Source organism: Mycobacterium sp. IDUB_36 (genome assembly GCF_055419225.1).
In genome coordinates this window covers 1,934,681-1,948,151 of record NZ_JBVAXH010000001.1, presented here as the reverse complement: position 1 = coordinate 1,948,151, position 13,471 = coordinate 1,934,681, and the positions used below count along the sequence as shown (strand labels likewise).

At 65.9% G+C, this 13,471-nt stretch carries 13 protein-coding genes; 5 read left to right on the top strand and 8 right to left on the bottom strand.

Going from position 1 to position 13,471, the window contains the following annotated elements; all coding sequences use genetic code 11:
- Nucleotides 1–5 precede the first annotated feature (5 nt).
- A complete protein-coding gene (locus ACZYW1_RS09510; RefSeq protein WP_463785236.1) occupies nucleotides 6–1,235 on the bottom strand; it encodes a DNA polymerase domain-containing protein in 1,230 nt (409 codons plus the stop codon).
- A 66-nt stretch (nucleotides 1,236–1,301) separates the two neighbouring features.
- Between ACZYW1_RS09510 and fadD2 the strand changes: the two genes are divergently transcribed.
- A complete protein-coding gene (gene fadD2, locus ACZYW1_RS09505; protein WP_463785235.1) occupies nucleotides 1,302–2,978 on the top strand; it encodes a long-chain-fatty-acid--CoA ligase FadD2 in 1,677 nt (558 codons plus the stop codon).
- Nucleotides 2,979–2,994: 16 nt separating this feature from the next.
- Here fadD2 and ACZYW1_RS09500 read toward each other — a convergent pair whose 3' ends face one another.
- A complete protein-coding gene (locus tag ACZYW1_RS09500; RefSeq protein WP_463785233.1) occupies nucleotides 2,995–3,504 on the bottom strand; it encodes a DinB family protein in 510 nt (169 codons plus the stop codon).
- 25 nt (nucleotides 3,505–3,529) lie between these two features.
- Complete coding sequence (locus ACZYW1_RS09495; protein ID WP_463785232.1) at nucleotides 3,530–3,847, bottom strand: hypothetical protein; 318 nt, start codon at nucleotides 3,845–3,847, stop codon at nucleotides 3,530–3,532.
- Between the two features lie 569 nt (nucleotides 3,848–4,416).
- On the opposite strand from ACZYW1_RS09495, the gene ACZYW1_RS09490 reads away from it, so the two are divergent.
- The gene (locus ACZYW1_RS09490; RefSeq protein ID WP_463785230.1) at nucleotides 4,417–4,806 is read left to right on the top strand and encodes a hypothetical protein; all 390 of its coding nucleotides are present in this window, start codon (nucleotides 4,417–4,419) and stop codon (nucleotides 4,804–4,806) included.
- 124 nt (nucleotides 4,807–4,930) lie between these two features.
- Here the strand turns inward: ACZYW1_RS09490 and ACZYW1_RS09485 are convergent, their stop codons facing one another.
- From ACZYW1_RS09485 to ACZYW1_RS09470, 4 genes are read right to left on the bottom strand one after another with little or no spacing between them, the layout of a single operon-like run.
- Nucleotides 4,931–7,129 (bottom strand): acyl-CoA dehydrogenase, encoded by a 2,199-nt coding sequence (locus ACZYW1_RS09485; protein ID WP_463785228.1) that lies wholly within the window; start codon nucleotides 7,127–7,129, stop codon nucleotides 4,931–4,933.
- A gap of 47 nt (nucleotides 7,130–7,176) precedes the next feature.
- The gene (locus tag ACZYW1_RS09480; RefSeq protein ID WP_463785226.1) at nucleotides 7,177–8,142 is read right to left on the bottom strand and encodes a 2-hydroxyacid dehydrogenase; all 966 of its coding nucleotides are present in this window, start codon (nucleotides 8,140–8,142) and stop codon (nucleotides 7,177–7,179) included.
- Nucleotides 8,118–9,251: an alpha/beta hydrolase family protein gene (locus ACZYW1_RS09475; RefSeq protein WP_463785225.1), complete on the bottom strand. Its 1,134-nt coding sequence runs from the start codon at nucleotides 9,249–9,251 to the stop codon at nucleotides 8,118–8,120. The genes ACZYW1_RS09480 and ACZYW1_RS09475 overlap by 25 nt, the downstream gene beginning before the upstream one ends.
- Complete coding sequence (locus ACZYW1_RS09470; RefSeq protein WP_463785223.1) at nucleotides 9,248–9,886, bottom strand: TetR/AcrR family transcriptional regulator; 639 nt, start codon at nucleotides 9,884–9,886, stop codon at nucleotides 9,248–9,250. The genes ACZYW1_RS09475 and ACZYW1_RS09470 overlap by 4 nt, the downstream gene beginning before the upstream one ends.
- 148 nt (nucleotides 9,887–10,034) lie before the next feature.
- Here ACZYW1_RS09470 and ACZYW1_RS09465 point away from each other — a divergent pair, with 148 nt between their 5' ends.
- Nucleotides 10,035–10,610 carry a VOC family protein gene (locus ACZYW1_RS09465; protein WP_463785221.1) on the top strand — a complete coding sequence of 192 codons (576 nt, stop codon included), beginning with the start codon at nucleotides 10,035–10,037 and terminating at the stop codon, nucleotides 10,608–10,610.
- On the opposite strand, the gene ACZYW1_RS09460 is transcribed toward ACZYW1_RS09465, so the two are convergent.
- Complete coding sequence (locus tag ACZYW1_RS09460) at nucleotides 10,611–11,243, bottom strand: TetR/AcrR family transcriptional regulator (protein ID WP_463785219.1); 633 nt, start codon at nucleotides 11,241–11,243, stop codon at nucleotides 10,611–10,613.
- Between the two features lie 80 nt (nucleotides 11,244–11,323).
- Between ACZYW1_RS09460 and ACZYW1_RS09455 the strand changes: the two genes are divergently transcribed.
- Entirely contained in the window at nucleotides 11,324–12,217 is an 894-nt protein-coding gene (locus tag ACZYW1_RS09455) for an oxygenase MpaB family protein (protein ID WP_463785217.1), read from the top strand.
- A gap of 120 nt (nucleotides 12,218–12,337) precedes the next feature.
- Nucleotides 12,338–13,243 (top strand): class I SAM-dependent methyltransferase, encoded by a 906-nt coding sequence (locus ACZYW1_RS09450; protein WP_463785215.1) that lies wholly within the window; start codon nucleotides 12,338–12,340, stop codon nucleotides 13,241–13,243.
- Nucleotides 13,244–13,471: the final 228 nt, after the last annotated feature.

Sequence of the window (13,471 nt, the reverse complement as noted above, 5' to 3'; positions counted from 1 at the left end):
CGCGGTCAAGTGCCCCGTCCAGTCGGCCAAGGACTGTAGTCGGCAATCAATTCCTCCTGCGCCGGCCGCTGGTCGAGCGGCACATGTTGCAGGTTGATCCGGATCCGGTACCAGATCGAACTCGGTCCGCGCATACCGTCGACCAGTACGTCGGCCGGTTGCAGGCATTCGGCCGCCACCGGATGACGCCCACGCCAGGTCTGCAGCGCAGCCATCGCTTCGTCCTTGGTTTTGGTGCGGGCGACCTCGATCAGCGGCATCACCGACTGGCGTCGCCCTGACCCGTCCCGCCGCGCACCCTTCGGCGCTTTCTCCGCGGGGCCGAGTTCCTCGGCCAGCGTGAGCAATTGGTCGAGACCGCCGGCGGATTCGTTCATCCCGGCCCACGGGTCGCCGATGTCGGCGAACCGCTGCGGCACTGTCCGCACGGTGAACTCGGCGGGGTCGCAGTCGGTGACCTCGTCCCACGCCAGGGGCGTGGACACTCGCGCATCCGGTGTGGCCCGCACCGAGTACGCCGACGCGACGGTGCGGTCTTTGGCGTTCTGGTTGAAGTCGACGAAGACGCCCTCGCGTTCTTCTTTCCACCATCGGCTGGTGGCCAGTTCCGGTGCGCGTCGCTCCACCTCGCGTGCCACCGTCTGGGCCGCGAGCCGCACCTGCCGGAAGGACCAGTTCGGCGCGATCCGCGCGTAGATGTGGAAGCCGCGTGAACCGGACGTCTTGGGCCAGGCGGTGAGGCCGTGATCCTCCAGCACCTCGCGGGCCACCTGCGCGACGTCGACGATCTGCCGCCACGTCACTCCGGGCATCGGGTCCAGATCGACACGCAATTCGTCGGGATGCTCCAGATCGTCGGCGAGTACGGGGTGCGGGTTGAGGTCGACGCAGCCCAGATTGATCGCCCAGGCCAACCCGGCCGCATCATGGAGGACCGCCTCTTTGGCCGAGGTGCCTCGTGCGTAGCGAAGTTCGGCCACGTCGACCCAGTCGGGCCGCATCTCCGGGGCGCGCTTCTGGAAGACGGCCTCCTGGTCGATGCCCTTGACGAACCGCTTGAGGATCATCGGCCGCCCCGCCACTCCGCGCAGGGCGCCGTCGGCGACCGCCAGGTAGTAGTCGATCAGGTCCAGCTTGGTGAGACCGATCTGCCCATCCCGATCTGGGAACACCACCTTGTCGGGGTGGGTGAGAACAACCTGGCGTCCGCCGACGTTTAGCGACACCGGAGCCATGGGCACATGCTAATTCGGCACTGCGTTCCGACCGCCGTGCGACCTACGTCACATAGGGTGGACGACATGCCTAATCCGATCGATCTGCCTGGCCAGGCGGTAGCCAAGGTCCAGCAATACGCCGAGCGCGGGTTATCCGAACTGCACTACCTCCGGAAGATCATCGAATCCGGCACGTTCAGGTTGGAGAACCCGCTGAACTACGCCGCGATGGCCGCCGAGATCGCGAAGTGGGGCGAGATCGGGATGCTGCCGTCTTTCAATGCGAGGCGGACCCCTGATCGTGCCGCGATCATCGACGACGACGGCGAGTTGACCTACAAGGAGCTCGACGAGGCCGCGAACGCCGTCGCCCACGGGCTGCTCGCCAAAGGTGTCAAGGGTGGCGACGGGGTCGCGATTCTGGCGCGCAACCACCGGTGGTTCGCCATCGCCGAGTTCGGCTGCGCCCGGGTCGGCGCCCGGATCATCCTGCTCAACAGCTCGTTCTCCGGCCCGCAGATCAAGGAAGTGTCCGACCGCGAGGGCGCCAAGCTGATCATCTACGACGACGAGTACACCGAGGACGTCAGCAAAGCCGATCCGCCGCTGGGCAAACTGCGGGCTCTGCCGACCAACCCGGACGGCGAGGATTCCGGCAGCACCGACGAGACCCTGGCCGACCTGGTCGCCGCCAACAGCAGGTCGGCGGCGCCGAAGGCCAGCAAGCATTCGTCGATCATCATTCTGACCAGCGGAACCACCGGCACTCCGAAGGGCGCCAACCGCAGCACCCCGCCGACGTTGGCGCCGATCGGCGGAATCCTCTCGCACGTCCCGTTCAAAGCCAATGAAGTGACCTCGCTGCCGGCGCCGATGTTCCACGCCCTGGGGTTCCTGCACGCCACCATCGGCATGTTCCTGGGGTCGACGCTGGTGCTGCACAGCAAGTTCAAACCGGAGCAGGTGTTCCAGGACATCGAGAAGCACAAGGTGAGTGCGGTCGTCGTGGTGCCGGTGATGCTGTCGCGCATGCTCGACGCGCTGGACAAGATCGACGGCAAGCCCGACCTGTCCAGCCTGCGGATCATCTTCGTCTCGGGTTCGGCGCTGGGCGCCGACGTCGCCGAGCGGGCACTGAAGGACATCGGTCCGGTCGTCTACAACATGTACGGCTCCACCGAGATCGCGTTCGCCACCATCGCCGGGCCCGAGCACCTGAAGTACAACTCCACCACGGCCGGGCCGCCGGTCAAGGGCGTGAAGGTCAGGATCTACGACGACAACGGCAAGGAGTTGCCGCAGGGCGAGGTGGGCCGGATCTTCGTCGGCACCAGCTTCCCGTTCGAGGGCTACACCGGCGGCGGCAACAAGCAGATCATCGACGGTCTGCTGTCGTCCGGCGACGTCGGCTACTTCGACGAGAAGGGCCTGCTCTACATCAGCGGCCGCGACGACGAGATGATCGTCTCCGGTGGGGAGAACGTGTTCCCGGCCGAAGTGGAGGACTGCATCAGCGGACACCCCGACGTCGTGGAGGCCACCGCGATCGGCGTCGAGGACAAGGAGTGGGGGCACCGGCTGCGGGCCTTCGTGGTTAAGAAGGGCAACGCGAGCCTCGACGAGGACGCCGTCAAGAAGCATGTGAAGGATCAGCTGGCCAAGTACAAAGTGCCGCGCGAGGTGATCTTCCTGGACGAACTGCCGCGCAACCCGACCGGGAAGATTCTCAAGCGCGAACTGCGCGAGATCGACGCCGACTAGCGCGACGGGTTGCCGGTTATTCGAAGCCGGTGCTGCCGTCGAGCTGCTCCCGCAGAATGTCGATCTGACCGGTGTGCCTGGCGATCTCCTGGATCATGTGCACGTAGATCCAACGTAGCGACACCGTGGTGCCGAGTCGCCCGTGACGCAGCTCATGATCGAGCGGGTACTTCGCGGCAGTGCGACGGGATTCCTCGCACTGCGCCCGGTACTCGGTGATCAGGCCCGGCAATGACTCGTCGGGCTGCATGTCGAACTCCCAGGCCCGGTCGTGCGTGCGACGGTTGTCGTCCAATCGCCCCTGCAAGAACTGGTCGAACCAGCCGTACTCTGCCCAGCGAAGGTGTTTGACCAACCCGCCGACCGTGGTGGCCGACGTGACGAGATGTCGACGGGCATCGGCCTCGGACAGGCCGGATACCTTGCGCACCAAGATGTCTCGGTAGTCGTCGAGGAAGGCTTCCAAGGTGGCGCGTTCGCCCGTGACACCCTGCTCACGCCGATTGGTCCGCTCAGTTTCTGCCATGTCGGCGAAGCTAGCACCGTCGGCTTCAGCGTCGTTCGCGGATACTCCGGGTGACTTCGGCGGACAGCTTCGCGTCTGACAGCAGCAACTCGATGAGAGCCGAGATCACTTCCTGTCCGGTGACCCGCGCATATCCGAGCCGGTCGGCGGCGTCGCGTTGCCAGATGTCGAGCGCGCGGTGGGTTGCCGGCGAGAGGTCGACGGTGCGACGCGTGCGCTGGCCGCGGGGGCTGGGCTTCTTGTCATCGAACTTCTGCCGGATGCTCGAGAAGCGCTCGGTCTGCGCCGAGGCATCGGCGCGGCCGGGCGGTTTGGCTCGAAAAGACGGCGAGCTGGAATCCATGCGTCGGATCGACCTTCGGTTGACGTGAGCTTTCAGTACATCAGGAGTCGAGTATGTCGGTCAAAGGCGCATCTCGCAGCCGCGGCACGCCGCTCCTCGACGCGGCACCCTGCGCAACGGGTCCGGTCCCGGCGGCGACCACGTTACGGATTGCGATTGCTGAAATGAAATGCGTACAGTCGAATAGATGGCGCACAATTGCATGCTCTGATTCGCTGCAAACCATCTAGAAGAACTTGTTGGACGTATTTACTTGAATAAGTGAATGTGCCATTGAGGATTTACGGATGCATGTTTTCACTGACACCAGTACCTACTGAGAGTGTAGTTGAGCTCCTGTTAAAGGCAGGCCAGTAGTTACTGAAACCAGTAAGCCCGTACGTGAGGAGCTACTGGAAGCAGTATGGACACAATGGCGTGAAGGCGAGAAATGCCTCATAGCCAAAGTATTAGCTGGTCAAAGCCTAAAACAACATTCTCAGGCTATTTAGCAGTTACATTTAGTGTTTGCTAAGCCTGGAGCTTTAACGTTCTCGGTGTCAGTCACCAGATGACGAAGGAGCAATCAAATGTCGTTTTCACTCTCTTCAGCCCGCCGCTTCGCCGCGAGCGCAGTCGGCGCAGGCGCGGTGGCCGGCGCAATGTTCTTAGGTGCAGCCCCCGCAGCCAACGCCGCACCGGCGGCGCCCATCCCCGCAGTCGGCCCGGCGCACATCGCGCCGATGCCGCTACGGCCGCACGTTCCCGGGTTCGGCCACCACGGTCCGCACATCCCTGGCTTCGGCCACGGCGGCTTCTGGGGGCACCGGGGCTTCTGGGGTGGACACCACCACGGTTGGGGCTTGGGACACCGCGGTTGGGGCCACGGCTGGGGCTGGGGTCACCGCGGCTGGGGCCTGGGGCACCACGGCTTCTGGGGCCACCCGGGATTCTGGGGTGGACACCACCGTTGGTGGTGAGCCCCAGCAACCAGGGGGAATAAGGCTGGCCTCGTTCTTGGACAAACGGGGCCAGCCGCCCCCTCAACAGGTTCACGCCGATCTGAGCTCCGTCAGGTCGGCGTGAACTTCGTTATAGGTGGGCCTACGGGTCGCGGGGCAGGCCCAGGAGTCGCTCCGCGATGATGTTGAGCTGGACTTCCGACGTGCCGCCGTAAATGGTGGTCGCCCGGCTGGCCAACAGGTATTCCGCCCACTTTCCCGACGGCTGGCCGAGATCTGCGATCGCTCCCTCGGCGCCGAACGAGGACAGCCCGAATTCGGCGTAGCCCTGCCCGGTGCGCATCGACAACAGCTTGGAGATGGCCGCCGACGGCATTGCGTCTCCGCCGGCCAGCGTCAACAGCGTCGAGCGCAGGTTGAGCAGCTTGGCGGCGTGCCCCTCGGCGATCAGCTGACCGGCGCGGTTCTGCGCGATCTGGTCGAAGTGCCCGTCACGGACGAACTCGACGAACTGGTCGAGGCTGGCCAGGAAGGGCGCCTCGCTGCTGCCGATCGAAACCCGTTCCGCGGTCAGCGTATTGCGGCTGACTTCCCAGCCGCGGTCGGCCTCGCCGAGTACCAGTTCATCGGGCACGAACACGTCGTCGATGAAGACGGTGTTGAACATCTCGCCGCCGGTCAGCTCGCGCAGTGGCTTGACTTCGACCCCTTCGCTTTTCATGTCCAGCAGGAAGTAGGTGATGCCGTTGTGTTTGGGCGCACTGGGATTCGTCCGGGCCAGCAGCGCTCCCCACTGCGAGAACTGCGCTGCTGTGGTCCAGATCTTCTGACCGGTGATACGCCAGCCGCCGTCGACCTTGGTCGCCTTGGTGGTCAAACTGGCCAGGTCGGACCCGGCGCCAGGCTCGGAAAACAGCTGGCACCAGATCATTTCGCCGCGGAACGTGGGCGGCAGAAAGCGTTGCTTCTGCTCGTCGGTGCCGAATGCCACGATCGACGGCACGACCCAGGCCGCGATGCCCATCGGTGGCCGCCGGACCCGCCCGGTATTGAATTCCTGAGCGATGATGATCTGTTCGACGGGGTTGGCGTCACGTCCCCACGGCCTGGGTAGATGCGGCAGCACCCAGCCGCCCTCGGCGATCGCCGTGTTGCGCTCGTCGTGTGAGATGCCCTTGAGCGCGGCAACTTCCGCGCGAATGTCGTCGCGCACTCTCTGGGTGTCGGGGTCCAGATCGATGTCGAGAGTGCGCATGCCGGTACCGGTGGCGGTGTCGACGACCCGCTGGGGGTACTCGGTCTTACGCCCGAACCCGGCGGCGATCACCAGCGCCCGACGGTAGTAGACGTTCGTATCGTGTTCCCAGGTGAACCCGATGCCGCCGTGCACCTGAATGCAGTCCTGAGCGCAGCGCTGGGCAGCGGCCGGCGCCAGGGTCGCCGCCACCGCGGCAGCGAACTCCACCTTGGCACCCTGAGCGTCTCCGTTGTTCTCGCGCGACTCGTCGATCGCGCGCGCGGCGTCCCAGACGGCGGCCGTGGCGCGCTCGGTGTCGGCGATCATCTCGGAGCACTTGTGCTTGACGGCCTGGAACTGCCCGATCGGCCGACCGAACTGTTCGCGGATCTTGGCGTATTCCGACGCGGTGTCGGTGGCCCACCGCGACACCCCGACGGCTTCGGCGGACAGCAGCGTTGTGATCAGCGCCCGGGCGCTCACCGTGTCGAGGTTGCTCAGCACGACGTCGTCTGAGACCTCGACGGCATTGGCGCGCACGTGGGCGATGGGTCGCAGCGGGTCGACACCGGCGACCGGCTCGATCTCGAGTTGATCGGACTGCAGCACCACCCACTCTTCGCCGCTGTCGATCGCCACCGGCAACACCAGCAGCGAGGCTTGTGCCGCGGCCGGAACCGCGCGGGCCTCACCACGGATGACCAGGGAAGCCCCCTGACGTGTGGCGGTCAGTGCGGAGTCCAGCGCGTAGGCCGCGATCGCCGTGCCGGACGCCAGATCAACCAGGACCTTGGCGTCGGGGTCGTGCGCGGAGATCAGCGCGCTCGCGATCGTCGACGGGACGAACGGTCCGGGTACCGCGCCGTAGCCGAACTCGGCCAGCGTGACGGCGAGCTCCAGAATGCCGAACCCTTGTCCGCCAACGGATTCGGCGAGATGCACCCCCTGCAGGCCCTGATCGGCCGCGGCCTGCCAGTACGGCGGAGGGTTGTCGAGCGGTGTCTCGAGCGCGGCGTGCAGGACCTCCGACGGCGCCACCCGCGCCACCAGTGCACGCACCGAGTCGGCCAGGTCTTGATGTTCAGGATTGATTGCGATCGGCATTGGTCGCCTTCCTCGGATTCCGGGCGCTGTGACAGCTTTCTCCCAAGCTAACAACCGGTGGGTTGGTTGACCACATGGGCCAGTGGCTCGCCGTCCCGAAGCCGGCGGCAGTTGGCCACAGCCTCGACCAGATAGCGCCGCATCGTGTCGACGGTGTACCAGGTGACGTGCGGGGTGAGCACGACGTTGTCGAGCTCCAGCAGCGGGTTGTCCGCCGCGACCGGCTCGACACCGAAGACGTCCAGCCCGGCCGCGGCCAGCCGTCCGTCGCGCAGGGCCTCGGCGAGAGCCGCCTCGTCGACGATCGGCCCTCGTGAGGTGTTGACCAGTACCGCGCCGGCCTTCATCCCCGCTATCGCGTCGCGGCCGATCAGCCCTTCGGTGTCCGCGGTCAACGGCAGGTGCAACGAGACGATGTCGCTGTCGGCGAGCAACTCCCGCAGCGGCCGCCAGCCCGGCAGCCCGTCGTCCGCTGTGCTGGTGTGCAGCACGGTGGCGCCCATCGCGGCGAGGATTCCGGCTACCTGTCTGGCGATGTTGCCGTAGCCGACCAATCCGACTGTGCAGCCGCCGATGTCGCGAACGGTCTCGCCCAGCTGCGGGTCCGACGGCCAGCCGCGGCCGTCGCGGGTAGCTCGATCGAGCACAGGGAGACGGCGCAGGGCCGCCAGCATCAGCAACAGCGTGCCCTCGGCGACCGACGGCGCGTTGGCGCCGGGCATGTTCGCCACCGCGATGCCCTGCCGGGTGGCGGCCTCGACATCGACCGTGTTGACCCCGGCGCCGAACTTGTGCACCAGCCGCGTCCGCTCGGCTCGGCTCAGGTCGGACTCGGACAGCGGCCGCAGGACGTGCCAGATCACGTCGGCTTCGGGTACTTCGCGGTAAAACGCCTCGTCGTCGGAGCACCAGACGATGTCGAGCCAATCAGCTTCCAGTGCAAGGAATTCCAGCACTTTCGGCCCCGGAACGAAGTGAGCCAGGACTCTCAGCGCCACCGCTTGGCAATCCATTTGGCGATGGTGTCGGCCTGCTCGCTGCGAGCACCCGGCGTGGTGAAGTAGTGGTCGGTGTCGATAGAGCATCGCGACTTGTCGGTGCCGGCCAGCGCGTCGTAGATCCGCTGCGCATCCGACGGGAAGACGCCGGTGTCGGCCTCGGCGTTGATCACCAGCGCGGGACAGGTGATCCGGGCGAGGTGCGGCTCGGCCCGGGTCTGCGCGGTACGCAGGCTCCACATGGCCAGCCAGTTGCGCAGGGTGCAGGCCGCAGCGATGCCGTGCGCCGAGCGGTTGGCCTTGGCGGGTAAACCCGCGTAGCAGAAGTTGGGCTGGCGATGAGTCGGCTCGATCGTCGGGTCGACCATCCGCGGGTCGGCCCATGTCCGCATCACGGTAAACGGCCGATCCGAAAAGCCAGCGGCCCGAACATGTTTCAATTCGGCTTCGACCCAGTCGGTGATCGCGTTGTTCCGGTCGACCTGCGCCGAGCGGTATCGGGTGAGGAAGTCGGGTGAAAACGGCGGCCCGTTGCGCTCGTCGAACAGGTCCAGGTCCGGGTCGGTGGCGGTCGGGTCGTTCTCGTCGACGACCGAGCCGTCCATCCACGCGGTCAGCACGTCCGGCCGTCCCGGGTGCGCCGCACTGGCCACGTAGCCGTCCGCGGGCGGCAGGTCGGTCAGTCCCGCGGCGGGGCGCATGCCGGGCATCGCCGTCACGTGCGGGTCGGTGGCCTGTGCCTGGTAGGCGGCCATCAACGAGCCTCCACCGGAATTACCCAGCAGCACAACCCTTTCCACCGCCTGGGTGTCGCGTAGCCAGCGCACTCCGACGCCGATGTCGACCAACGCGTGATCGAGCAGGAAGCTGCTCTCGAATCCGCGGAAGCGGGTGTTCCACCCCAGGAACCCGACGCCCCGGGTGGCCAGGTAGTCGGCCAGATAGTGCTCGGAGAAGTCGATTTGGTAATGGGTGGCGATCACCGCGACCTTCGGCTTCCGCCCGACGCCACGGTGATAGAGGCCTTGGCACGGGTGCCCGCCCGCACCGGCGCGTCGGCCGGTTGGTGACGGCAAGCCGATGAATTCACGGACAACCCCGGGCGTGCCGGCGGTACGACTCACTCAGCGGCCTCCTGGTGGTAGATGGCTCGATAGAAGATATTCGCCAACGTGGCGATGCAGGCATCGTCGTCGGGTTCGACGGTCGGGCCGGCCAATTGCAGATAGCAGAACTGATTGAGCATCGCGACGATCGCCACCGCGATCAACTGCGGATCGTCGTCTGCGCAGTAACCGTCGGCTTGGGCGCGCCGCACCATCTCGGTGATGAATGACGTTGAGATCAAACAAATTTCAGCCCAGTACTGGGCGAAGTCGTTGTTGATCATCGCCAGCTGCGAGACGCTGATCATCTCCGCGAGTCGATGCTTGTAGGTGTGCCAGTGCGCCGCCGCGGCCTGGAACGTGCGCTCGCGGGTCGACAGGCCGTGCTGGGTAACCGGTTTCGCCCGTTCGCTGACTTCGTCGCGGAATCGCAGTGCCCATTCGCCGACCATCGCCTCCTTGGAGTCGTAGTAGTTGTAGAACGAGGCCGTCGAACACCCGGCCTCAGTGGCGATGTCGGCGATCGTGGTGGCCAGAAAGCCTTGGCGCGCGATCACCGATCGGGCGGCGGCGTTGATGGCCGCGTGAGTCCGGCGTCCCCGCGTCGTCGGTAGTGGCGCGCGATGAGCCGGAGGGTCGGACACAGCAGGCACCGACGGGCCTCCTTCGTCGTGATTACGGGATCGATGCGACTCCCGGGACGGCGGATTCGAGAAATAGACCTGAATCTGATGTTAGGTTCAGATTCAGATCTCCGCCAAGGAACCAGCCAAGATCGATCCGACGGACGGGAGCCCGGGGATGATCAAGCCGCACAACCCCAATTCCGAATTCGAACTCGGTGGCATCAACCATGTGGCACTGGTGTGTTCGGACATGGCGCGCACGATGGACTTCTACAGCAACGTCCTGGGCATGCCGCTGATCAAGTCGCTCGACCTGCCCGGCGGTATGGGGCAGCATTTCTTCTTCGACGCCGGCAACGGCGACTGCGTCGCATTCTTCTGGTTCGCCGAGGCGCCCGATCGGGTGCCGGGGCTGTCGTCGCCGGCGGCAATCCCGGGCGTCGGCGAGATCACCAGCGCCGTCAGCACCATGAACCACTTGGCGTTTCACGTGCCGGCCGAGAAGTTCGACAGCTACCGGCAGCGGCTCAAGGACAAGGGTGTGCGGGTCGGGCCGGTGCTCAACCACGACGAGAGCGCGCGCCAGGTCGCGGCCGCCCTGCATCCCGGAGTCTACGTACGCTCGTTCTACTTCCAGGACCCCGACGGCATCACGCTTGAATTCGCCTGCTGGATCAAGGAATTCACCGACAGTGATGTCCAGGCGGTGCCCAGGACGTCGGCCGATCGCCGTATTCCGGCTGCGCATTAGTCAGTCGCGGTACAGGCTCGGATCGGCCAGGCCGTCGAGCAGCGACGCGAGGTGGTCGACCAGCTGCTCGGGGTCGAGTCGCACATCGCCGGCCAGCCAGGCGCCGATCGTCTGGCCTACTCCGCCGACCACGAAATGCGCGGCGGCCTTGATCCGGTCGTTTTCGGGTACGTGCAGCGCATTCTCGACGTACTGGCCGGAAAGCATCGCGAACAGCGCGCTGGACTCGACTCGCTTACGGACCAGTACCGCATTTGCCGGCTGCGCGCTGAACAGCAGCCGTCCCACTCGCGGGTCGCCGCCGACGGTGCGGACGATGTTGGCCATGCCGGCGCGGGTGTGCTCCTCGGGCGGCGCCGCGGCCACCGCCGCCTGGGTGGTGGCCGCGATCTCGGCGATCACCCAGTCGAACACCGATGCGACGAATTCGTCTTTGTCGGTGAAGCTTTCGTAGAAATAGCGGGCAGCCAGGCCGGCCTGCCGGCAGACGGCCCGCACCGTCAGCTCCGGGGCGTCGTCGGCGCCCAGCAGATCGAGCCCTGCCTGTAGCAAGCCGGCCCGTCGGCCTGCCAGCCGGTCGGCGGCGTCGATGCCGCGGTACGGCCGCGATCTTGTCGTCGGGGCGGGGGCCATGGACTCCATCTTGACACCGGTCGCAGCACCCTGCAATATCAGGAAACAGACGTTCTCAGAATTAGCGGGCAGGCGGGTCTATGACGGTCAGTGAACCCACGAGGCATGTCGAGCGCCCGGTCAGCGAGCCGCCGATCAGCGGCCACCGACGGCGGCGCACGCCGCAGCTCGACGACACCCTGATGGGTATGGCGTTGCTGCTCGGCCCGGCCAACGTGATCATGCAATTGGCGCGCCCGGGGGTCGGCTACGGCGTGATGGAGAGCCGGGTGGAGAGCGGACGCATCGACCTGCATCCGATCAAGCGGGCCCGCACCACGTTCACCTATCTCGCGGTCGCGATGGCCGGCACCGACATCCAAAAGGCCGCATTCCGCCGCGCGGTGAATCGCGCCCACGCCCAGGTGTATTCGACCCCCGACAGCCCGGTGCACTACAACGCGTTCGATCACGACCTGCAATTGTGGGTGGCGGCATGCCTCTACAAGGGCGGGGTGGACTTCTACCGGATGTTCATCGGCGAGATGGACGACGATGAAGCCGACCGCCACTACCAGGAAGCCGTGGTGCTCGGGTCTACATTGCAGGTGCCTCGGGAGATGTGGCCCGCGGACCGCGCGGCGTTCGACCGATACTGGAGCGAGCAACTCGACAAGGTCCACATCGACGACGCCGTCCGCGGCTTCCTGTATCCCATTGCGATAGGGCGTATCCAGAAGCTGCGTCTGCCCGACGTGCTGCGCCGGCAACCCGAAAAGCTCGGCCTGCTGCTGACGGCGGGATTCCTGCCGCAGCGATTTCGCGACGAGATGCGGTTCGACTGGGATGCCGCGACACAGCGCCGCTTCGACCGGGTGATCGCCGGCCTCCGTGCGCTGAACAACGCGATGCCGAGGTTCGTCCGGCGGTTTCCGTTCAACGTCCTACTGTGGGATCTGGACCGGCGGATCAAGGCCGGCCGCCCGTTGGTGTAGCGGCGAATACCCCCTACCGGGACGGGGTCTTGTACCTACGACGCAATGTCGTATTCAATGCCGTCGTGGCTCAATCGGTCGACGTCGGCGCGCTGCTGGGCGCGCGTAGGGTCGGTTGCCATGCGTACTGACGACGACAACTGGGACATCACGACAAGCGTCGGTTCGACTGCCTTGTTCGTAGCCACCGCTCGAGCGTTGGAAGCGCAGAAACCGGATCCGTTGGCCGTGGATCCGTTCGCCGAGATCTTCTGTCGCGCGGTGGGTGGTTCCGCTGCCGCCGTACTCGACGGCACGGACCCCGAACACCAGCTCGCGTCGGCCGATTTCGGCGAGAACTTCGTCAACTTCCAGGGCGCTCGCACCAGATTCTTCGACGAGTACTTCGGTCAGGCTGCCGAGGCCGGTGTCCGGCAAGTGGTGATCCTGGCCGCAGGCCTGGATTCGCGCGCCTACCGGCTGTCCTGGCCGGATGGCACCACGATCTTCGAACTGGACCGTCCGCAGGTTCTCGATTTCAAGCGCGAGGTGCTCGCCGAGCAGGGCGCCTCGCCCCACGCCGAGCGACGTGAAATCAACATCGACCTTCGCGAGGACTGGCCACAGGCTCTGCGCGACAGCGGTTTCGACGCGTCGCAGCCGTCGGCGTGGATCGCCGAGGGCCTGCTGATCTATCTGCCCGCCGCCGCCCAGGAGCAGTTGTTCACCGGCATCGACGCGTTGGCCGGCTCCGGCAGTTACGTCGCTGTCGAGGACGGCGCACCCATGCCGGCCGAGGCATTCGAAGCCGCGGTCGAGGCCGAGCGTGCGGCGCAGGCCGCCGGCGACGACCGGCTGTTCTTCCAGTTGGTCTACAACGAGCGGCACGCGCCGGCGGAGCAGTGGTTCGAGGACAACGGCTGGAACGCGGTCGCGACCCCGCTGGCCGACTATCTTCGCGACGTCGGCCGACCGGTTCCCGGGCCCGAGACCGAGGCCGGCCCGATGATCGCCCGCAACACTTTGGTCAGGGCCGTGAAGCGATGAGGACGCGATGCCGTACAGTCCTGCGGTAATGACACTCATTTTCATTAAGGCCGCGGCGAGGCGCTCGTGTGCCTCATTTGTCTCGCCTCGGGCAAAACTTGACGCGAAGGTCGGTTATGCCGACTGACCTGCAGCGTCCTATTGGACACAGATGTGTGCGCGAGGCCACGTATCCCGGCCATACGTGCGTCTCGACACTTAGCATGTGCGATGCTAGCTTCGCCGAAG